This window comes from Rhodococcus sp. RDE2 (assembly GCF_020885655.1).
In the GTDB taxonomy this organism is placed as follows: domain Bacteria; phylum Actinomycetota; class Actinomycetes; order Mycobacteriales; family Mycobacteriaceae; genus Rhodococcus; species Rhodococcus pyridinivorans.
The window spans coordinates 874,056-894,807 of record NZ_AP025186.1; the positions used below are offsets into that span (position 1 = coordinate 874,056).

A 20,752-nucleotide genomic window follows, 5' to 3' on the forward strand; every position below is an offset into this window, starting at 1 on the left:
CCACCGACGCTCGGCCCCGTGATCTTCAACCCGTACGACTACGCCTTCCACGAAGATCCGTATCCCACCTACCGCCGCCTCCGTGAGGAGGACCCGGCCTACCACAACCCCGACCTCGGATTCTGGGCCCTGTCCCGCCACGCCGACGTCGTCGCGGCCTTCCGCGACAACACTCGCCTCTCGAGCGCCAACGGTGTCTCGCTCGATCCGTCCGCCTACGGGCCCAACGCCCACAAGGTGATGTCCTTCCTCGCCATGGACGACCCGCGGCACATGCGCATGCGCCGCCTCGTCTCCAAGGGGTTCACTCCGCGCCGCGTCGCCGACCTCGAAGAGCGCATCCTCGAACTGACGCTGCGCTACCTCGAACCCGCTGTGGAGGCAGGGGAATTCGACTGGATCTCGGAGTTCGCGGGCAAGCTGCCCATGGACGTGATCTCCGAACTGATGGGTGTGCCCGAATCCGACCGCAGCGAGATCCGCCGTCTCGCCGATCTCGTCGTCCACCGCGAGGAGGGCGTGCTCGACGTGCCGGTCGCCGCGATGGAGGCATCGCTGCACCTCGTCGGTTATTACGCCGACATGCTCGCCGAACGCCGGAAGAAGGAGACCTCCGACCTCACGTCGGCGTTGCTGGAAGCCGAGATCGACGGCGACCGGCTCACCGACGACGAGATCATCGGCTTCATGTTCCTCATGGTGGTCGCGGGCAACGAGACCACCACGAAACTGCTCGGCAACGCCCTCTACTGGGGCGCGCACAACAAGTCCGAGGTGGCGCAGGTCCTCCACGATCCCGCCCGCGCACCGCAGTGGACGGAGGAGACCCTGCGCTACGACACTTCGAGCCAGATCGTCGCCCGCACCGCCGTCGCCGACATCGAACTGCACGACGCCACCATCCGGTCCGGCGACAAGGTCCTGCTGCTCATCGGATCCGCCAACCGCGATTCCGACGTATTCGACGCCGCCGACGACTTCCGCATCGGACGGGACAGCTCCCAGAAGATCGCCAGTTTCGGTGGGGGAGTCCACTTCTGCCTCGGTGCGCACCTGGCCCGCCTCGAGGCGAACATCGCGCTCGAACAGTTCGCCCGGCGCGTCGCCGACTACGAGATCGACGAGGACCGCTGCGAACGTGTCCATTCCACCAATGTCCGAGGCTTCGCGGCCCTTCCTGTAGAGGTCACCGAACGACATGCCTAGATTCGAACCCCACCCCGAACGTCGTCCCGCGCTGGTCGCCGGGGCCTCCTCGGGAATCGGTACCGCCACCGCCTACGCGCTCGCCGAGGCCGGACACCCCGTCGCACTCGGTGCGCGCCGCGTGGAGGAGTGCGCGGCGATCGCGGAGAAGATCCGCGGTGAGGGCGGCGAGGCCTTCGCCCACTTCCTCGACGTGTCGTCCACCGAGTCCGTCGACGAGTTCGTCACCGCAGCGGAAGAGGCTCTGGGCCCCGCGGAGATCGTCGTCTCGGGCGCGGGCGACATGGATTTCGCGTTGCCGCACGAGATGGACCCCGATCGGTTCGCCTTCCAGGTCAACGTGCACCTGATGGGCACGCAACGCCTGGCCCACCGCGCGCTGCCCGGCATGATCGAACGCAAGCGCGGCGACTTCGTCGTGATCGGATCCGACTGTGCCGTGCTGCCCCGGCCGTGGATGGGTGCCTACAACGCCGCCAAGACCGGCCTCGAAGCGCTCGTCCGCGAGATGCGGATGGAACTCGAGGGCACGGGAGTCCGCGCGTCGGTCGTGCGTCCCGGACCGACACAGACCGGCGCCGGCATGACCGCGCCGGCCGAGGTGCTCGAACCGATGCTCGAGGACTGGGGCACATGGGGATTCGCGCGACACCCCTACTTCCTTCGTGCATCCGACATCGCCGCGGCCGCGCTCTCGGTCGTCTCGGCCCCCCGCGGCGCCCACATCGTGCTCATCGAGGTTCAACCCGAAGCACCCCTGCGGAAGGACAATCCATGACCACACTCGTCGAACCCCGGCGTGTGTCCGGCGGCGAACACGAACACGGCCACCTCGAGGAACTGCGCACCGATCCCATCGCGCTCATGCGCCGGGTGCGTGAGGAGTGCGGCGACGTCGGGGTCTTCCAGCTCGCCGACAAGAAGGTCGTACTCCTCTCCGGTGCAGAGGCCAACGAGTTCTTCTTCCGGGCTGCGGACGAGGATCTCGACCAGCAGGCCGCCTATCCGTTCATGAAGCCGGTCTTCGGCGAGGGCGTCGTCTTCGACGCCAGCCCCGAGCGCCGCAAGGAGATGCTGCACAATTCGGCGCTGCGTGGCGAACAGATGCGCGGCCACGCCGCGACCATCGACCGCGAGGTGCAGGACATGGTCGCCGGCTGGGGCGACGAAGGCGAGATCGACCTGCTCGAGTTCTTCGCCGAGCTGACCATCTACACGTCGTCGGCCTGCCTGATCGGCAAGAAGTTCCGCGACCAGCTCGACGGACGATTCGCCCACCTCTACCACGACCTCGAGAAGGGCACCGACGCCCTGGCCTTCGTCGATCCCTACGCGCCGATCGAGAGTTTCCGGCGACGCGACGAGGCCCGCCGCGGACTCGTGGCCCTCGTGCAGGAGATCATGGACGGGCGCATCGCGAACCCGCCGCAGGGCAAGGAGGACCGCGACATGCTCGACGTCCTCGTCTCCATCAAGGACGAGGACGGCAAGGAACGTTTCAGCGCCGACGAGATCACCGGCATCTTCATCTCGATGATGTTCGCCGGCCACCACACCACCTCGGGCACGGCGGCCTGGGCGCTCATCGAACTGCTGCGCAACCCCGAGTACATGCAGCAGGTCACCGCCGAACTCGACGTCCTCTACTCCGACGGCGAGAGTGTGAGTTTCCATGCGCTGCGGCAGATCCCGGTGCTCGAAGCGGTCCTCAAGGAGACGCTGCGCCTGCATCCGCCGCTGATCCTGCTCCTTCGGGTCGCGCGCGACGACTTCGAGGTCGCCGGCTATCGGATCTCGGAGGGCGATCTCGTCGGTGCGACACCGGCGATCTCCAACCGCATCCCGGAGGACTTCCCGGATCCCGATGCCTTCGATCCCGGCCGCTACATCGACCCGAACCAGGAGGACATCGTCAACCGGTGGACCTGGATCCCGTTCGGGGCCGGCCGGCACCGCTGTGTGGGAGCGGCGTTCGCGCTCATGCAGCTGAAGGCGATATTCTCGGTTCTGCTGCGCGACTTCGAGTTCGAACTGTCCCAGCCGCCCGAGACCTATCGCAACGACCACTCCAAGATGGTGGTCCAACTCGAACAGCCGTGTGCTGTGCGGTACCGACGACGCACCCGGGCGGCGTCGGACACCGGCACGGCGACGCAGGAGTGAGGTTCGGATGAGGATCGAAGCAGATCTCGATCTGTGTCAGGGACACGCGATGTGCTCGATGGAAGCCCCGGACGTCTTCTCCGTCGCCAAACGGGGTGAGGTGGAGATCCTCCTCGATCCGGTGCCGGAGGAGATGCATGCCGACGTACGAGCAGCTGTGAAGTACTGCCCCACCCAAGCCCTTCGCATCGTCGAAGACTGAGGACCAGGAGACAGGATGGCCACGTTCGATCGTGCCGAGCTCGACGAGATGATCACCCGCTGGGTCGACGCCAACAAGCGGGCCGAGGCCGAAGGCGATTGGAAGCCTTTGGCCGACATGTACACCGAGGACGCCACCTACGGCTGGAACTACGGTCCGAAGGACGAGTTCATGGCCGTGGGCCGCGAGGAGATCCGCGATCTCGCACTGGGCCAGGAGATGGACGGGCTCGAAGGCTGGCAGTATCCCTACCAGCAGTTCGTCGTCGACGAACGCTCCGGCGACGTGATCGGCTTCTGGAAGCAGGTCGCCGACAGGACCCGTGAGAACGGTGAGCACTACTCCGTGCACGGTATCGGCGGGAGCTGGTTCCGGTACGGCGGCAACTTCCAGTGGTCGTGGCAGCGCGACTTCTTCGACTTCGGCAACGTCTCGCACCTGTTCCTCGAGATGATCACGGCGAATGCGCTGTCCGACGGTATGCAGAAGCGGATCGAGCGATCGACGGGGAAGAAGCGGCTTCCCGGCTGGTACCGGGTCGGCGAGTCGCCGGTCCCGTTGTGGTGACCGCTGTGGACACCGGCGGATCGTTCGCCGCGCTCTCCCGCACCGACCTCGCCGTGCTCGTCCCCGAACTGTTGCTGTGCGGTCAGCTCATCGACCGTTCGGGGATGGCACATCTGATCTCGGCGTTCGGTCGGGAGGGCATGGCGGAGGTGGCCATCGAGGAATGGCAGGCGTCCTCGCCGTGGTACACGCGCCGCATGCAGCGTGCCCTGAAGTTCGAGGGCGACGACGTCGTCACCATCTTCAAGGGCATGCAACTCGACATCGGGGCGCCCCCGCAGTTCATGGACTTCCGCTATCGCGTCCACGACCGCGACCACGGCGAATTCTGGCTCGACCACTGCGGGGCACTGATGGACGTCGAGCCGCTCGGCGACGCCTACGTGACCGCGATGTGCCACGACATCGAGGACCCGACCTTCGACGCCACCGCCCTCGCCACCAATCCGCACGCGAGGGTGCGGCCGATCCATCGGCCGCCCCGCGCGCCGGCCGATCGGCACCCGCACTGCGCATGGACGGTCACGATCGACGCGTCGTACGAACCACCGGCTGTCGAACCACACACCGAAGCGCTCGGCCGGACCGCGGCCGTGGCACTCGAGCTGAGTCCGATCGACCGGGACGGTGAAGGGAGACACGACTATTCGGGACCTCTCCTCGCAGACCTCCGGTTCGACGAGTTCTCGAAGTCGGCCCTGGTACGCATCGCCGAAGAGGTGTGCCTGCAACATCACCTGCTCGCTCTCGGCTTCCTCATGAGTGTGCGCAAGCGGACCGACGAGCAGTCCGCGATCGAGCTGACCCGTAAACAGCTCACCGGCATCGCCGGCATCACGTCCGAGCGCATCCGTACCGCGCTGGGACTGCCGCGCTCGTTCGCCGGCCTGGCCGCGGTACTCGACGTGCATCCGCTGCTGGCACCGCACCGGTACGTCGATCGGGTGATCTGTTTCGACGACGACGCGCTGGGTCTCCGGATCAACCGGCGAGGTGGCGCCTTCGACGACGGGTCCTGGCCCACCCTGATCGACCCCGAACACCTCGGTCCGCTCGACGCCCTGGTGCGTGGTGTGGATCCGCACTTCACCACCCGCCTGGTCTCCGAGACCGAAGAGGCACTGGTCGTCGAGGTGTTCCGTGCCGAATCCCCGGCGAACGAGTGCGACGAGGTCGCCATCACCCGCTTCAGCACGGGTTCGTCCTTCGTCTTCGAGGATCGGGGTATCCCCCTCCCGCTCACGGTTGTCTGACCACGCTCCAGGAGAGCCATTCGTGAATACTGCGCTGTCCCGCCGTACCTTCCTGCGGGGAACCGTCGTCGGCGGTGCGGCTGTTGCCGCGTTGTCGTTGTCCCCGATCCCACGCGCACGCGCCGAGGTCACCCAGGAGCGCCATCGGGCGGTCGTCGTGGGCAGCGGATTCGGCGGTGCGATCACCGCGCTGCATCTCGGCCGGGCCGGTGTGCAGACGCTGGTCCTCGAACGGGGCATCCGCTGGCCCACGGGACCGAACGCCGAGACGTTCCCTCACATGCTGCAACCGGACCGGCGGATGTCGTGGTTGTCGTCCGCCCCGGTGATGACCGGTACTCCGCCGATCCCGACCGAACCGTTCACCGGGCTCATCGAACGGGTTCCGGGGAACGGTATGGACGTCATGTGCGGCGCGGGGGTCGGCGGGAGTTCGCTGGCCTATCACGGCATGACCGTGCAGCCCGACGGGCAGCGATTCTCCGATTCGGTGTCCTCGCGTATCGATTACGAGCTGCTGGCCTCCGACCACTATCGGCGGGTGGCGGGGATGCTGCAGGTCGCGACCATCCCGGACGATCTGCTCGACCACGATCGGTACCGTTCCTCACGCCAGTTCCTGGACCGTGCAGGTTCGGAGGGCTACGACACGTTCAGGGTGCCGATGTGCATCGACTGGGACTTCGCGCGACGGGAGCTGACCGGGGAACTGAAACCGTCCTACACGACCGGCGACGTCATCTACGGAGTCAACAACGGCGGTAAGTTCTCGGTCGACGTCACCTATCTCGCCGAAGCCGAACGCACGGGGCACGTCACGGTCGCGCCGCTGCACCGGGTCGACGACATCGAGCGGGCACCGGACGGCACCTGGATCGTGCACGTGGACCGGATCCACACGGACGGAACGGTTCTCGAACGCAAGCGGATCATCACACCGGCGTTGTTTCTCGGCGGCGGATCGGCCGGCACGACCCGTCTTCTCGTGAAGGCGAAGGCAAAGGGACTCGTCCCCGATCTTCCCGACGGCGTCGGAACGGGATGGGGCAACAACGGTGACCGGGTGTTCGCCGTGACGAGTCCGCTCGTCAGCCCCGGCGACCATCAGGGCGGGCCCGCCTGTGTGGGTATGCGCGACTACACCGACCCCGCCGGACCGTTGATGATCGTCACCGGTCCGGTGCCGTTCCCCGTCGATGTGGGAACGACGACGATGATCGGTCTGGGGATCGTCGACGGCCGGGGAGTCTGGCACTACGACGCCGGCCGCGACGATGCGGTCCTGAACTGGGATCAGGCCTACGATCGAGAACTCACCCGTGCGATCGAGGCCCGCATCCGGCGGATCGCGGGACCGGCCGCGATCGTCATCGACGTCAACGCCGTCGACATCAACACCTTCCATCCGCTCGGTGGTGCGCCGTTCGGGGTGGTGTGCGACGACGTGGGTCGCGTGCACGGCCAGCCCGGCCTGTACGTGGTGGACGGCGCCAAGATCCCGGGGTCGACCGGGGCGTGCAATCCGTCCATGACGATCGCGGCGCTCGCCGAGTACGGCGCCGACCACATCGTCTCGCGCGACCTGGACCGCGTGTTCTGACCTGACGGGTGGTTCCGGTGGCTCGGCCACCGGAACCACCCCTTCGGTCTCAGCCCTTCGCGGCCGACAGACCGGCGCGACGCCCGAAGAAGCTTCCGTCGCCCAGCGAGGTGCCGCTCGCATACCCCCAGGCGCACACGCCCGACGTGCAGCGACCCGCGGCGAACAGGCCGGGGATCGGATCGCCGGACACGTGCAGTACCTCCGAGTTCACCGAGGTGCGCAGGCCGCCGAGCGTGAAACCTGCTGTGCAGTTGCGGAGATCGAGCGCTGCGATGGGGCTGCCGATGGGCTTGACCCACTCGCTCTTCTTGCCCAGTACCGGATCGCTGCCGTTTTCCGCGTGCTTGTTGTAGACCTCGACGGTCGCCTGCAACGTGCCGGCCGGCAGCTCCATGTCGGATTCGAGTTCGGCGACGGTCTCCGCGACCCACTTCGGTCGGAACTTGAAGAAGGGTGTCGAACTCGTTGCCGCACAACCCTCCTCGTACGCCTGTTCGTCGATGATCAGGTACGCCTGGTTGTCGTTCTTCAGCAGCGTCAGCTGGCCGATGCGACCGGGGTAGGTGTCCTCGGGGACGTAGCGCTGACCGCGGCCGTTGACGAGGATGCCCCGGGCCATCAACTGCGGGTCGCCGAAGAAGGCGACCTCGGTGGCATCCATGTGCGCGAGATCGGCGCCGAGCGCCTGCGCCATGCGGATCGCGCGGCCGTCGTGCTCCTCGATCGCCGCACCCGGGCGACCGCTGAGCTGCGGCGCGTACGACTCGACCATCTCCTTGTTGTACGCGAAACTGCCGGTCGCGAGGACGACGCCGCGGCGGGCCCGGATGTGGACGTCCTTGCCGTACTGCTTGGCCACCAGGCCCACGACGCGTCCGTCGCCGTCGACGATCAACCGCTGCACCCGCACGTCGTATTCGGCGCGCACACCGAGACTTTCGGCGACCTGAGAGAGCGGCTGCATGAGCATGTACCCACCGCCCTTCTCACCGGTGCGCTTGTCGGTCATCTGCGGGACGTGGCCGCGCGGCGCGGGCGTCGCGATCTCGTTGAAGGGTGCGGAGTTCTCGCCGCCGGAGTACATCAGGCCGTCGTCGCCGGGGATCTCCCAGCCGGGTTCGCCCCAGAAGCTCTCCTTGAACACCACACCGTTGTCGACGAGCCACTCGTAGTGTTCGACGCTGCCTTCGCAGTACTCGGTGATCTTCGCTTCGTCGGCTCCCGGCCCGAGCGCGGCGAGCATGAACGCCTTCATGTTCTCGGGTGTGTCGTCGAATCCGAGGGCCTTCTGCAGCGGGGTGCCGCCGCCGAGGTAGACGATGCCGCCCGACAGTGAGGCGGCACCGCCCCAGCCCCCGGTCCGTTCGAGCACGAGCACGTCGGCACCCGCGCGGGCGGCCTCGATGGACGCCGAGACACCGGCGATGCCGTAACCGGCGACGACGACGTCGGCTTCGTGGTCCCAGGTGGAGACGCTGTCGGCGGGAAGGGGGTGGAGATCGGTGCTCATCGGGGTCCGTTCGGGTCGGTGATCAGTGGTCGAGTTTCGAGGCGAGTCGGTCGATGTACGCGACGACGTCGTCCTGGGCGCGGTCGGGCAGACCGAAGATCACCTCGGTGACCCCGGCGTCCTCCCAGAGCTTCAGTTGTTCGGCGTCGTGACGTCCTGCCAGAGCGAGGATTTCGGGAGTTCCTGCACGACCGGCGTCGGCCCAGGCCTTGTGCAGACGGGCGACGTTGTCGACGACGTTGTTCTCCGTGGGTGTGGTGATCCATCCGTCGGCGTGGCGGACGATCCAGTCGAAGTTGCGGTCGGTGGAACCGGCGCCGAGGAAGATCGGGGGCCGCGGCTGCTGTACGGGTTTCGGCCACGCCCAGCTCGGCCCGAACGCGACGAAGTCTCCCTCGTAGGAGGCCTCTTCTTCGGTCCACAGCGTCTGCATCGCTTCGAGATACTGGCGCATGGCGGTGCGCTTCTTCTTCGGCGGTACACCGTGGTCGGCGAGTTCCTCGGCGTTCCAACCGAATCCGACACCGAAGTTCACCCGGCCGCCGGAGAGGTGATCGAGGCTCGCGATGGTCTTGGCGAGTGTGATGGGGTCGTGCTCGAGGGGTAGGGCGACGGAGGTGCCCAGCCTGATCGTCGACGTCACCGCGGCGGCGAGGCCCAGCGCCACCCAGGGATCGAGGGTGCGCATGTAGCGGTCGTCGGGGAGGGTCTCGTTGCCCGTTCCCGGATGCGCGGATTCGCGGCGGATCGGGATGTGGGTGTGTTCGGGCACGTAGAAACTGTCGAAACCGCGGCTCTCCGCGGTCGAGGCAGCAACTTCGGGCCGGATTCCCCGGTCGCTTGTGAACAGGGTGATTCCGTGGCGCACAACAGCCCCTCTCCAGACGGTGACGGAGAAAATGTAACGCGTTCTACATCCGGAGGGAAGAGATTTCCGGACACCTGTCCGGTTGTGGCCGGTCGGCGGTGCGAAAAGGCAGACGCACCACGCTGAACTATCCTCGAAACGGGCATGAACGGAAGGTGACGTGATGACGGAGCAGTCGACGACGGAGACCGCGGGCGAGGAGTCGGCGTCGACGCAGACCGCGCGACCGCCCCTCGGATCCACTCGGTCGCCCGGTGCGGACCTGCGGCCGGCGCAGCGGGCGCGGTACATGCGGATCATCGCCTCCGCCGAGGAACTCGCCTCCGAGGGTGGCTACGACGCCGTGCAGATGCGGGCGGTCGCAGACCGATCCGGTGTCGCTCTCGGCACGGTCTACCGGTACTTCCCGTCGAAGAACCACCTGCTCGTCGTGGCGCTCGTATTCGAATTCGAGACCGCCGCCGAAGCCGTGACCACCGCGGAGATCCCGGGCGACGGTGCCGCCGAGCGTCTCATGGGCGTCCTGCGCGGGGTGATGCCGCGTCTGTCCGAGAATCCGCTGCGCTACGACGCGCTCATCCGGGCGGCGATGTTCGCCGATGCGTCCTCGGCGCCCGAACTCGACCGTCTCGGTGAGGTGCTCACCCGACTGTTCGCGCAGGCGGCGGGCATCGACATCGTCACCGAAGAGGTGCTCAACGCCGTGCGGATCATCGCCGACGTGTGGATGTCGGCGCTGGTCGCGTGGGTGGCGGGCCGGCAGTCGGTCGACGATGTGCTCGCGCACATGGACACCGCCGTCACGCTCGTGTTCGACCGGCTGAATCGACTGCAGCGGGCGAGCTGAGGCCCACCCGCTGCAGTTCGAGTTCGGGGTTCGATCAGGCCGGCACGTCCACGATGCCGATCGTGGGCAGGAAGAAGCACTGCGCGTCGCCGTTGCGGACGTTGCCGAAGACGGCCGAGAGCACGGTGCCCGATCCGGTCTCGACCGGCGCGACCCGCACACCACCCAGCGGCAGCGTGTCGGCGATGAAGGTCGTGATCGCCTGCTCGACGAGCCCGCGCAGGTCTTCGGGAACCCCGGCCGGGATGGCGCCCGCGGCCGCCTCTTCCGGCGTGCCCATCGGCACGAAACCGCCCTGGAAGGTGTTGACGTTGAACCACGCGAGCTGGATGCCCGAGGTGTCGGCGTCCTCCTCGAGCCCGACGGGGACGAAGGCGAAGAGCGTCTCGGCAGGGGAGACGACGTTCAGGTTCTCCGACACCCACGGAAGGTCGGAGTTCGGCCACGGCCCGGGCAGAGCGCCCGCAACGGCCGGCACGGTGCCCAGCGGCAGGTCGCCGTCGGCCGTGCAGAACGGTGCGCCGGTGGGGTAGAGGAACGGTTCGACGCCGAGGCGACGCAGGAACTCCATGCCGTCCTCGTAGGCGCCGAGCGGGGTCGCTTCGGCCGCGTCGACAGCGCTTCCGCGTGCGTTCGCGATCGCTTCGGCAGCAGCGAGAGTCGTGGGATCGACGCCGGGCAGCGCGCGGAGGGCTTCGAGCGAGCTCACGAGCGGGCTCGTGGCGGGCGCTTCCGCCGGTGCTGCCGGCTCCGCGGGCGCGGGTTCGGCGACGGCGACGGCGGGAAGTGCCAGGCCTGCGGCGACGGTCAGGGCTGCGGCGGCCGAGATGCGACGCATCCGATTGCGGTGTCTGCGGCTCATGTGGGGTTCTCCTCCTGTGGGTCGTGACACCCGGACGGGCTCTACCTAACTCTAAAGTAGAGGTTTAGAGTACGACCGTTCCAGGAGACCACAAGGGCGGCGCTCCGGCCAGAGCGCCGCCCCGTGGTGTTACCGAACCGACACCCATGTGGGTCGGTTGTGCAGATGATCAGTCCGGATCGTCCGGATGCTTTCGCAGATGCAGGATGCTCAGCAGGAGACCGCCCCACAGCGTGACGAGGGCGAGAATCATCATGGCGACGGCCGCTGTGCTCATCGGGTACCTCCGGTGGACGAGTCGGGTCCGGGCGAGGGATCGCCGGACGAAGCAGGCGCCTGGGCGGACGCGAGCGGACGGTTTTCGTCCAGCTCGTATTCCTCGTCGATTCCCCTGCGCCACGGGATGAACGTCAGGAGGACGGCGAGGATGATCACGCCGGCCTGCACGCTCCACCCGAAGGCCGTGACCAGGCTGTCGGGAAGACCGCCGTAGCCGTCGCGGACACGGTCGCGGATCTCGCTGAACAGCATGTAGCCGAGGACGAGCGGGGTGATGATGCCCGTGAACACCATCCAGCCCGTGCCGACCTTGAACGACGACACCGAGTTGAGGTGGTCGCGGAGTTCGGGCAGACGACGATAGATCCACGCGACCACCACGAGCGCCACGAAGGCGACACCCACGATGCCGAACTGGTTCGCGAAGCGGTCCACCACGTCGAGGGTGTTCAGGCCGGTGGTGGTGGGGAAGAGCAGCAGCGACACGATCGCCGACACACCACCGATGGCGAGAACGGCAGGCACCCGGCCGAGGCCCGTCTTGTCCTGGAAGGCCGAAACGGTCACCTGGATGATGCTGATCATCGACGTGAATCCGGCGAAGACCAGCGAGCCGAAGAACAGCACACCGAAGAGCGGGCCGCCGGGCATCTCCGAGACGATCGTCGGGAAGGCGATGAAGGCGAGACCGATACCGCCGGCGACCACCTCACCGACCTCGACGCCTTGCGCCTGGGCCATGAAGCCGAGAGCGGAGAAGACACCGATGCCGGCGAGCACCTCGAAGCTCGAGTTCGAGAACCCGACCACGAGACCCGAACCGGTGAGGTTCGTCTTGCGCTTGAGGTACGACGCGTAGGTCACCATGATGCCGAAGGCGACGGACAGCGAGAAGAAGATCTGCGCGTACGCCGCGATCCACACCCCGGTGTCGGTCAACGCCGACCAGTTCGGGGTGAAGAACGCATCGAGACCGGTGGTCGCGCCGTCGAGGGTCAGCGACCGGACGACGAGCGCACCGAACAGCAGGACCAGCAACGGCACGAAGAACCGGTTGGCGTTGCCGATACCGCGCTGGACGCCGAGAGCGAGCACCGCGAGCGTCGCGATCCAGACCAGCAGCAGCGTCCACGCGACGCCCGGCACGAAGCTCAGGCCGAAGGTCGCATCGGTGTCCTGGTTCAGGAACGAACTCATGAAGAAGCCTTCGGGATCGTCGCCCCATGCCTCGGTGATCGAGAAGAAGGTGTACCGCGCGGCCCAAGCCACGATCACCGCGTAGTACACGCCGATGACGAAGCACACCAGCACCTGCCACCAGCCGATGAACTCGGCGCCGCGGCGCAGTCTGCGGAAGGCCAGCGGCGGCGAGCCGCGGAACTTGTGCCCGATCGCGTAGTCGACCAGGAGAAGGGGGATACCCGCGGTCAGCAGCGCGACCAGATACGGGATCAGGAATGCGCCACCACCGTTCTCGTAAGCGATGTACGGGAAGCGCCAGATGTTGCCGAGTCCGACCGCCGAGCCGATTGCGGCCATGATGAACACCGACCGGCCCGACCAGACCTCCCGTTTACGTGTGACCTCGTGCTGTGCCACGGACCTCGTCCCTCCATTCATTCGGATGGAGGACAACGCTAGCGCCCCGACCGGCGCGCGGGCGATCTTTTCGGGTCGGCGCCTTCAGTCGTCGTCCCAGAGCCGCAGGTCCGGGGGAGTCTCGTCCTCCTCCTCGCCGACGTTCCGATAGCGGAATGCGAAAACGATCCAGCCGATCGCAGCGACGAGCACGAAACTGATCAACCGGTAGACGACCACCGCCGACAGGGCCTGCGCGCCGGTCATGCCGGAGGCGGTGAGCGCCGGGACCAGCACGGCGTCCATGACACCCAGACCGGCGGGGAGTAGCGGGATGGCACGGCTGGTGGCGGTCCCGGCCGCGTAGGCCACCGCGATCCCTGCCAGGCTCGGTGCACCGCCGACCGCGTACGCGGCGAACGCCAGGCACGCACCGTCGCACACCCAGTTGCTCACCGACCAGCCGAACGCACGGGCCGCATGCGGACGGTCGAGTTGCACCGCGCTCAACTGGCCGACGATCTTCCGCCACGCCCGCGCACCCGCCTGTTCGGGCTTCTTCCGCAGCCGGTTCAGACTCCGCAGGGCGATCAGGCCGATCGATTCGAACGACCCCGGGTTGCCCGCCGCGTACTGGATGAGCACGACCAGCAGCAACAGGCCGCCGATCGAGAAGATCAGCGAGAACGGGTTGTTGCTGGCGCCGACGAGCAGAGCGCCGACGAGACCCAGCAGGGCGAGTCCGGCAGCCTGCAGGAGACCGGCCATGACCAGCTGCCAGGTCGCCACCACCGGGGGTGCGCCCCAGTGTCGCATCTGCCGGTAGGTGAAGGTCGTCCCCACCACCGGTCCACCCGGCAGCGTCACGCTCATCGAGTTCGCCGCGAGGGCCACCGAAAGCGATTGCCGTTGTGAGACCTTCACACCCGCCGCGGACAGCAGTGCCCGCTGCACCCGCGCGAAGGTCGACATCTCCGCCATCGACGCGAACACCGCCGCCGCGACCCAGCCCCAGTGGAGGCGTCCGAGGCCGCGGACACTGTCGGACAGCTCCGGCCACACGAGCACGATCTCGACGGTGAGCACCACGACGAGCAGAGCTCCGACGATCCACTTGAGATACCGGCGCCGCTTCGGGGTCAGGGGCCCGTTCTCACCGTTCGTGCTCTCGTCGGGTCCGTCGTCGTCCGGCTCCTCGGGTTTCACGGTCTCGTTCGTCATCTATTCGGTGGGCCAGCTCGACAGCGTGCGGCGGTAGAGGTCCTCGACCTCGGCGATGTGCTCGTCGAGGTTCTCCCGCGACCAGCTGCTCACGTCGATCGGTTCGAGCACCGCCACGTCGACGGTGCCCGACCGCAGCAGGGTCGAGTGCTTCCACAGGATCTCACCGGCGTTGCGGATCACGACCGGCACGATCGGCACACCGGCCTGCATCGCGATGTGGAAGGCACCCTTCTTGAACCTGCCGATCGCCGGGGTCAGCGAGCGCGTGCCCTCGGGGGCGATGACGATCGACGTCCCCTCGCGGAGGGTGTCGACGACGGGTCCGAGCGCCGCGACCGCCCGTTCGGTGTTCGTGCGGTCGACGAAAGTGGCGCCGACGAACCGCAGGAGCGGACCGAACAACGGGTCGTTGGCCATCTCCTTCTTCGTCACGCCCGTGAAGTCCTGCCTCAGGACCTTGGCCAGCACCACCGGGTCGAGCTGACTCTGGTGGTTGAAGATGAACACCGCCGGCCGGGCGGCCCACGCATTCGCTTCCCCGACGATGCGTACGTCCACTCCGGCCAGAGCCAGGGAAACCTCGGTGCCGATGCTGATGATCGAGTCCAGCGCGGTCTTTCGGCTGCGGTTGATCAGGCCGAGTCCGAGACCCGTCCACACCGAGCCGAACATTCCGCCGTAGGCGGCGGCGGTGCGGACGAGTTCGCGGGCTCCCGGTGTGCCGCGCGGCCGGAACCGCATGATCGGCCAGTCGCGTTCGATGGCGACACGGGTGAGAGTGCGATCGGGATTCGTGGCGGTGGGGTTGCCGGCGACGGCCAGGAACTCCACGTCCTCACCACCGTTGGAATAGGTGTAGCTCGACTCGGCGTCGATGCCGTGCGTCTCGACGAAATTGCGCGCCGCCTCCGCTTTGCCGCTGCGCCACAACGATTTACCGTCGACCCGACCGGTGAGCACACCGTTCTCGACCTCGAGCGGGGTGAACAGGATGTGCTCGACGCCCAGCGCGTCCCCGGCGGCCTGGATCTGGTAACGCGAGGCCGACGAGGCGATCACCACCGTGTGGCCCGCGTTCTGGTGCGCGCCGATGAGCTGCCACGCCTCCGGATACAGGTGTCCCGCGATCGTCGTCATGAACAACCGGCTGCCGATCTCGTAGAGCTCGTCCTCGGTGTGACCGCGCCACGCCTTGAAGGCGATCGCGACGAAGCGTTCGAAGTCCTCCTCGGTCTCCGTCCCGCGGATCCCGTTGATCATCGTCGCGGCCAGTTCGGACGCGGAGACCTTCCCGGCGAGCACCCGATCGCGGAAGAAGTGGACACCGGAGAAGCCGTGCACGATGGTGCCGTCGAAATCGAAGAAGGCCGCCACCTCGGGTCCCTGCGGACCCGTGCGCACCCGTTCGAGGGCCTGCTCGAGGTTCACCGTTCCACCTTTCTGTTCGACACGTCGAGCGACTCGGCCAACGCGACCCGCTGGGCCAACTCCGACAGCTCCGTTGCGAAGGCCTTCCTGCGCTCGCGGACGATCTCGGAGTCCTCGTCGTGGTCGAGCAATCCTCGATTGCGCGCCAGGTCGAGCGCGGACGCGAACAACTCCGACGACACCGATTCCGGCCCGTACAGGCGGCGCTGCAGCAGCATCTGCCGACCCACCGCGACACACTCCGACAGGAAGGCTGCGCGGTCGACCTCGAGCTCCGGATCCCGGACGGCGAGACGCTCGGCGACGACGAGCTGCGCGTCGAAGAACGACCGCAGCGTGCGATGCGACATGAAGAAGCCCGTCTCGACGAGACCGGTCAGGGCCTCGTCCTTCGTCGGCAGCGTGTCGCCCCAGGACGGGACGAGCCAGGCCAGCTCGTCGCGCATCTGGACCTCGAAGGTGTCGCGGTCGGGGAAGAAGAACTCGAACTTCAGCAGGTCGCGCAGGTTCTTCGCCTCCTCCCACGCCACCCGCGCAGGATCGTCGCCGGGATTGGCGTGCGCGTAGAGGATGGCCAGTTCCATGATCGACCGGTTGACGAACCAGTGCACACCGCTGTTGCGGTAGAACGCCGCGACGAGATGCTGACCCGGCTGGATCGAGTAGACCGGCTCCTCCCCGCCGGCGTAGGTGGTCACCACGCCCGCGTGGGTGAGCGACGAGAGCACGTCCTCGAGGCCACCCTCGACGTCGAGGATGTGCAGGCCGCCCTGCGGGACACCGCGGCGATCGAGATAGCGGCGGACCGGTGCGATCACGGCCCGCACCCCCTCGAGCGTCAGCGAGCGGTCGCGCACACCGAGCAGAGCCAGGGTGACCAGGCAGTTCACCGTCACCGGCGTGTTGCAGTTGATGCCGACCGCGACCTCGAAGGCGACCTTCTGCAGCGCCTTGCGGCGCAGCGCCCGTGTCTCCTCGGAATCCGTCGGCGCCGAGGCCGGGTCGGCTGCCGGCGCCGGCGCGGTCAGGTCCGGATCCCCACCGGAGACCAGCAGTTCGCGCATCGACACGGGATCGCCGAACCGCACGTACACATTCCCGGCCCGCTTGCGCTGATTGCGGGCGTAGCGCACCAGCCACCCCAGGCCTTCGGGCTTCTTCGTCGCGCCGGTCTGTTCGGCGGCGACCGCCGCGACCTCGGCGAGCCCTTCGTAGGTGATCGAGACCGGCACCAGCATCGCGTCCTCGACCCGTCCGCCGCGGATCGCGTTGGCCACGTAACTGAGCAGCCCGTAACGCGGGGGACGGAGCTTGCCGGTCCGGGTCCGGCCACCCTCGAAATACCACTCGAGGTTGAACCGCTTGCTCAGCAGGAACGCGAAGTACTCCTCGAGCGCGGCCTTGTAGACGTCGTCGTCGGCGAAGCTGCGCCGGATGAACACCGTGCCGGTGCGGCGGGCGACGGGACCGATCGGCCAGAAGGTGAGGTTGGCCCCGCCCATGATGTGGTTGCCGGGAAAGTCGTTCGCCGCCAGGATGTCGCCCAGCACGAAGGCATCGGCGTAGGACCGGTGCGAGGGCAGGAAGACCAGGGAATACCGGCGGTTGGACTCGCGCAGTGCACGCAGACCGGACTCGTCGGCGTGCACGGTCCACGCCGACGAGTGCAGCGGCCGCATCGCCTGCGAGAACAGGTCGGTGACCAGTCGTGACTGCACGGCCACTAGTTCGTCGAGCGACCTGCGTGCCCGCGCCTCGACCTCGGCACGCGAGAGGCCGTGCTCGGCGGCGATCTCGTCGAGACGGCGCCGGAAGATCGGCGAGTCCATGATCTGGGCGGCGACGAGCCGCGGGACCTTGTAGCGGTCGCCGATCACCGCTCGCTCGGCGCGTTCGAGCGCGACGACGGCGCGGCGGGTCACGTACCGCGCGAGAGCCCCGTCGTCGCCGTCACCGCCCTCCACCCTGAGCGCATCACGCAGTTCGGACAGGCGGGCCGGTTGCGCGACGACGATCCGGTAGCGGTCGGCGCCCTTGCGCACGAGCCATTTCTGCAGCAACAGATTCGGATTGCGCGGGTTCGTGAGGGCGAGGACGTCGGAGAACCGGACACGCCGCGCACCGTCGCGCTCCGCCGGGAGCCACACGACCCGCAAGGGCAGGATCAGCGGATCGTCGGTGCGGGTCACGAGCTCCTCGGTGAGCACCCGTGAGTCGAGGTCGAGCGACTCGGGGCGGGTCGGCGTGCGGTACTCGGCGGGAAGCTCGTCCGAGCGCAGCCACTCCTCGATCATCGTTCGTTCGAGAGCCGTCGTGTACGCGAGGACCGTCACCGTGGGTCCGTCGTCCGCCCGCACGGTGTCGTCTCCTCGTACCCGGCTCGGTTGATCGTTTCTCATCTCACCCCGTCCAGAAGTCACCTCGGTGTGAAAGCTACCTGTCGCGGACGGTTCGTTCGGGCGATCCGGAGGAGAACACACACTGTGCGGATGCACCGGTGGGCGCTGTGCAGATGCACCGGGGGAGTGTCTGAACGACAATATGGTGGACGAGAGGACTCGGTGGGAGCCGCCGACGACAGGGAGGGCGCAGTGACCACAGGTGCCGGACCGGAGGGTGTCGGCTACGCGGGGGTGAGGGAGACGCATTCGTCGGTGGTCTTCTTCGTCGGCGAGCGCGTGCACAAGCTGAAGAAGCCGCTCGACCTGGGCTTCCTCGACAACCGCACGCGTGAGGCCCGTGAACGGATCTGCCACCGGGAGGTGGAGCTCAACCGGCGTCTCGCACCGGACGTCTATCTGGGCGTCGCGGACGTCCACGGCCCGGACGGACAGTTGTGCGAGCACCTCGTCGAAATGGTGCGGCTGCCCGACGACCGGCGCCTGGCCGCGGCGGTCCGTCGAGGTGAGGACGTGTCGGCGGTGATCGACGAGGTGGCACGGCAGGTCGCCGCACTGCACGCCTCCTCGCCGCACGGTCCCGAGATCGACCGGTGTGCCTCCGCGGATTTCGTCGCCGAGCTGTGGGATCTCAGTCTCGACCATCTCGGCCGGCTGGAGGTGGGGGCGGATCGTGCCGGGGCGTTGACGCGGATCCGGGAGTCCGTGCACCGTTACCTCGCCGGCCGGGCGGTGCTGTTCGACGAACGCATCGCGGCGGGCCGGGCCGTGGACGGACACGGCGACCTGCTCGCCGACGACATCTTCTGTCTCGACGACGGTCCGCGCATCATCGACTGCCTCGAGTTCGACGACGAGTTGCGCTACGGCGACGCAGTACTCGATCTCGCCTTCCTCGCAATGGATCTCGAACGTCTCGGTGCCGAACCCGCAGCACGGCGGTTGCTCGAGCAATATGGTGAGGTCTCGGGCGATCACCCGCCCTCCTCGCTCGTGCACCACTACATCGCCTATCGAGCGTTGGTGCGCGCGAAGGTGACCGCTCTGCGCTACGAGCAGGGTGATGCAGCGGCGCGGGAGACGGCGACCGGTTTCGTCGAGCTGCTCGAGGGACATCTCGACCGGGGACGTGTGCGCATGGTGCTCGTCGGTGGTGTCTCCGCGACCGGCAAGACGACACTGTCGCGCACGGTCGGTGCGTATCTCGGAGCGGATGTACTGCGCAGCGACGTCGTCCGCAAGGAGTTGGCGGGTCTGCAACCCACCGACCGCACCGGCGACGGTACGGATGCCGGTCTGTACGCACCGGCGCATTCGGAGGCGACCTACGGGGAACTGCTGCGTCGCGCCGAGACCGCTCTTGCCCGCGGGCGATCCGTCGTGCTGGACGCGACCTGGTTGTCGTCCGGGCAGCGCGACGCGGCCCGTAAGGTCGCGGACGGCGCCGGAGTGGACGTGATCGAGATCGAGTGCCGTGCGGACAAGGGAATCCTGTTGCAGCGGATGGCATCCCGCGCCGATCGCGGCGACGATGCATCCGATGCGACCCCTGCTGTGCTCGAACAGCAACTCCGTCGGCGGGATCCGTGGCCGGAGGCGGTGGCGATCGATACGGGTGTCGAGACCGTCGACGCGGCACGGCTGGAGAGCATGCTCGGTCCGGCGCCCTGGTGATCGCGCCCCGGGAACAGCGAACGGGGATCGCTTCGTCGAAGCGATCCCCGTCGGCCCGGAACGGTCGGTTCTAGACCTTGCGGGCGATGAGCACCGGGCACGGAGCCTTGTGCAGCAGGTTCTGGCTCGTGGATCCGAGCAGGGCGGCGCGGAACTGGCCACGCCCGTGGCTTCCGACCGCGACGAGCTGGGCGTCGTCGAGGTGCGCGAGCAGGACCTTCGAGGCCGGGCCCCGGTCGATCACACGCTCGACGGTGACCTCGGGATGGCGATCGCTCCAGCCGGCCAGCGTCTCGGCGAGAACCGCGGTCTCCGAGGTCTCCACGGCATCCCAGTCGACCAGTGCGGCCGTGGCGCCGACACCGAGTGCGGCGTCACCGAGCCAGGAGTGCACTGCCCGGAGCGGAACCCCGAGGGCCGACGCGAGATCGAACGCGTGAGTGACTGCGGCAGCGGACAATTCGCTGCCGTCCACACCGACGACGATCGGCCGGGAATCGGGCAGCGGAGAATCGGTGTTGCCGCGCCACACGACCACCGGGCAGGGTGAATGGTTCGCGACGCGCAGAACGGTGGAGCCGAGCAGGAAGTTCTCCAGCGCACCCGCGCCGGTGGCGCCCATGACGACCAGGCGTGCGTCCTCGGCGGCCTCGAGCAGCGACTTGGCTGCGGGTCCGGGACCGATGAACCTGCTGATCTCGAGATCGGGGTGATCTGCGCGGACTCGTTCGGCGGCGTCGGCGAGGAGCTTTTTGCCGTCCTCCTCGAGCTGCTGGATCATCTGCGACTGCACCAGCACCGCGGCCTCGCTGTAGAAGATGCCTTCCGGGGGCATCGAGTGCACGAGGTGGAGGGGTGCTCCGATACGCGACGCGACGGCTCCGGCCCACCGCGCTGCCGCTACAGCCGTCTCGGAGCCGTCGACGCCTGCGACGACTGCCTTGCGGGTGCTCGGTGTGCTCATCGATATCTCCTTCTCGTTGCGGCGCGCGGCTTCCCGTGCGCCGGTCGGCTCGAGGCCACGTTACCGCCACGACGCGGCTGTGGCCCGGTGTCGACGATCTTCATGATCTCCGATCCGGGGTGCCC

18 protein-coding genes are annotated in these 20,752 nt (G+C 67.7%); 9 read left to right on the top strand and 9 right to left on the bottom strand.

The annotated features are described in order from the left end of the window. The first annotated feature begins 18 nt into the window (after positions 1-18). From LPH33_RS04190 to LPH33_RS04220, 7 genes are read left to right on the top strand one after another with little or no spacing between them, the layout of a single operon-like run. Positions 19-1,206, top strand: a complete 1,188-nt coding sequence (locus tag LPH33_RS04190) for a cytochrome P450 (RefSeq protein WP_016693013.1) — start codon at positions 19-21, stop codon at positions 1,204-1,206. Further along, on the top strand, positions 1,199-1,984 hold the full coding sequence (locus LPH33_RS04195; protein WP_145691345.1) for an SDR family oxidoreductase: 786 nt from the start codon (positions 1,199-1,201) through the stop codon (positions 1,982-1,984). Before LPH33_RS04190 ends, LPH33_RS04195 begins: the two co-directional genes overlap by 8 nt. Beyond that, the gene (locus tag LPH33_RS04200; protein ID WP_145691344.1) at positions 1,981-3,369 is read left to right on the top strand and encodes a cytochrome P450; all 1,389 of its coding nucleotides are present in this window, start codon (positions 1,981-1,983) and stop codon (positions 3,367-3,369) included. Before LPH33_RS04195 ends, LPH33_RS04200 begins: the two co-directional genes overlap by 4 nt. A 7-nt stretch (positions 3,370-3,376) precedes the next feature. Continuing rightward, a complete protein-coding gene (locus LPH33_RS04205) occupies positions 3,377-3,571 on the top strand; it encodes a ferredoxin (RefSeq protein WP_088897856.1) in 195 nt (64 codons plus the stop codon). A gap of 15 nt (positions 3,572-3,586) precedes the next feature. Then, the gene (locus LPH33_RS04210) at positions 3,587-4,138 is read left to right on the top strand and encodes a nuclear transport factor 2 family protein (RefSeq protein ID WP_016693017.1); all 552 of its coding nucleotides are present in this window, start codon (positions 3,587-3,589) and stop codon (positions 4,136-4,138) included. Next, positions 4,132-5,391 (top strand): hypothetical protein, encoded by a 1,260-nt coding sequence (locus tag LPH33_RS04215; RefSeq protein WP_088897855.1) that lies wholly within the window; start codon positions 4,132-4,134, stop codon positions 5,389-5,391. Before LPH33_RS04210 ends, LPH33_RS04215 begins: the two co-directional genes overlap by 7 nt. 22 nt (positions 5,392-5,413) lie before the next feature. Next, positions 5,414-6,991: a GMC oxidoreductase gene (locus tag LPH33_RS04220; protein ID WP_145691341.1), complete on the top strand. Its 1,578-nt coding sequence runs from the start codon at positions 5,414-5,416 to the stop codon at positions 6,989-6,991. 49 nt (positions 6,992-7,040) lie between these two features. Here the strand turns inward: LPH33_RS04220 and LPH33_RS04225 are convergent, their stop codons facing one another. Both LPH33_RS04225 and LPH33_RS04230 read right to left on the bottom strand, forming a co-directional pair. Further along, entirely contained in the window at positions 7,041-8,504 is a 1,464-nt protein-coding gene (locus tag LPH33_RS04225; RefSeq protein ID WP_145691340.1) for an FAD-dependent oxidoreductase, read from the bottom strand. Positions 8,505-8,526: 22 nt separating this feature from the next. Beyond that, a complete protein-coding gene (locus LPH33_RS04230; protein WP_088897852.1) occupies positions 8,527-9,372 on the bottom strand; it encodes an LLM class F420-dependent oxidoreductase in 846 nt (281 codons plus the stop codon). A 163-nt stretch (positions 9,373-9,535) separates the two neighbouring features. Between LPH33_RS04230 and LPH33_RS04235 the strand changes: the two genes are divergently transcribed. Continuing rightward, the gene (locus tag LPH33_RS04235; protein ID WP_016693022.1) at positions 9,536-10,219 is read left to right on the top strand and encodes a TetR family transcriptional regulator; all 684 of its coding nucleotides are present in this window, start codon (positions 9,536-9,538) and stop codon (positions 10,217-10,219) included. Between the two features lie 34 nt (positions 10,220-10,253). Here LPH33_RS04235 and LPH33_RS04240 read toward each other — a convergent pair whose 3' ends face one another. From LPH33_RS04240 to LPH33_RS04265, 6 genes are all read right to left on the bottom strand, one after another. Then, entirely contained in the window at positions 10,254-11,081 is an 828-nt protein-coding gene (locus LPH33_RS04240; RefSeq protein WP_229567226.1) for a hypothetical protein, read from the bottom strand. A 169-nt stretch (positions 11,082-11,250) separates the two neighbouring features. Then, positions 11,251-11,358, bottom strand: a complete 108-nt coding sequence (locus LPH33_RS04245; RefSeq protein ID WP_006551747.1) for a methionine/alanine import family NSS transporter small subunit — start codon at positions 11,356-11,358, stop codon at positions 11,251-11,253. Continuing rightward, complete coding sequence (locus LPH33_RS04250) at positions 11,355-12,959, bottom strand: sodium-dependent transporter (RefSeq protein ID WP_088897850.1); 1,605 nt, start codon at positions 12,957-12,959, stop codon at positions 11,355-11,357. Before LPH33_RS04250 ends, LPH33_RS04245 begins: the two co-directional genes overlap by 4 nt. Before the next feature lie 84 nt (positions 12,960-13,043). Beyond that, the gene (locus tag LPH33_RS04255) at positions 13,044-14,159 is read right to left on the bottom strand and encodes a lysylphosphatidylglycerol synthase transmembrane domain-containing protein (protein WP_088897849.1); all 1,116 of its coding nucleotides are present in this window, start codon (positions 14,157-14,159) and stop codon (positions 13,044-13,046) included. Then, a complete protein-coding gene (locus LPH33_RS04260; RefSeq protein WP_088897848.1) occupies positions 14,160-15,590 on the bottom strand; it encodes an HAD-IB family hydrolase in 1,431 nt (476 codons plus the stop codon). Further along, on the bottom strand, positions 15,587-17,989 hold the full coding sequence (locus LPH33_RS04265; protein ID WP_229567228.1) for a glycerol-3-phosphate 1-O-acyltransferase: 2,403 nt from the start codon (positions 17,987-17,989) through the stop codon (positions 15,587-15,589). The genes LPH33_RS04260 and LPH33_RS04265 overlap by 4 nt, the downstream gene beginning before the upstream one ends. A 162-nt stretch (positions 17,990-18,151) precedes the next feature. Between LPH33_RS04265 and LPH33_RS04270 the strand changes: the two genes are divergently transcribed. Next, positions 18,152-19,663, top strand: a complete 1,512-nt coding sequence (locus LPH33_RS04270; RefSeq protein ID WP_420714475.1) for an AAA family ATPase — start codon at positions 18,152-18,154, stop codon at positions 19,661-19,663. Positions 19,664-19,733: 70 nt separating this feature from the next. Here LPH33_RS04270 and LPH33_RS04275 read toward each other — a convergent pair whose 3' ends face one another. Then, positions 19,734-20,627, bottom strand: a complete 894-nt coding sequence (locus LPH33_RS04275; RefSeq protein WP_088897845.1) for a universal stress protein — start codon at positions 20,625-20,627, stop codon at positions 19,734-19,736. Between the last annotated feature and the right edge of the window lie 125 nt (positions 20,628-20,752).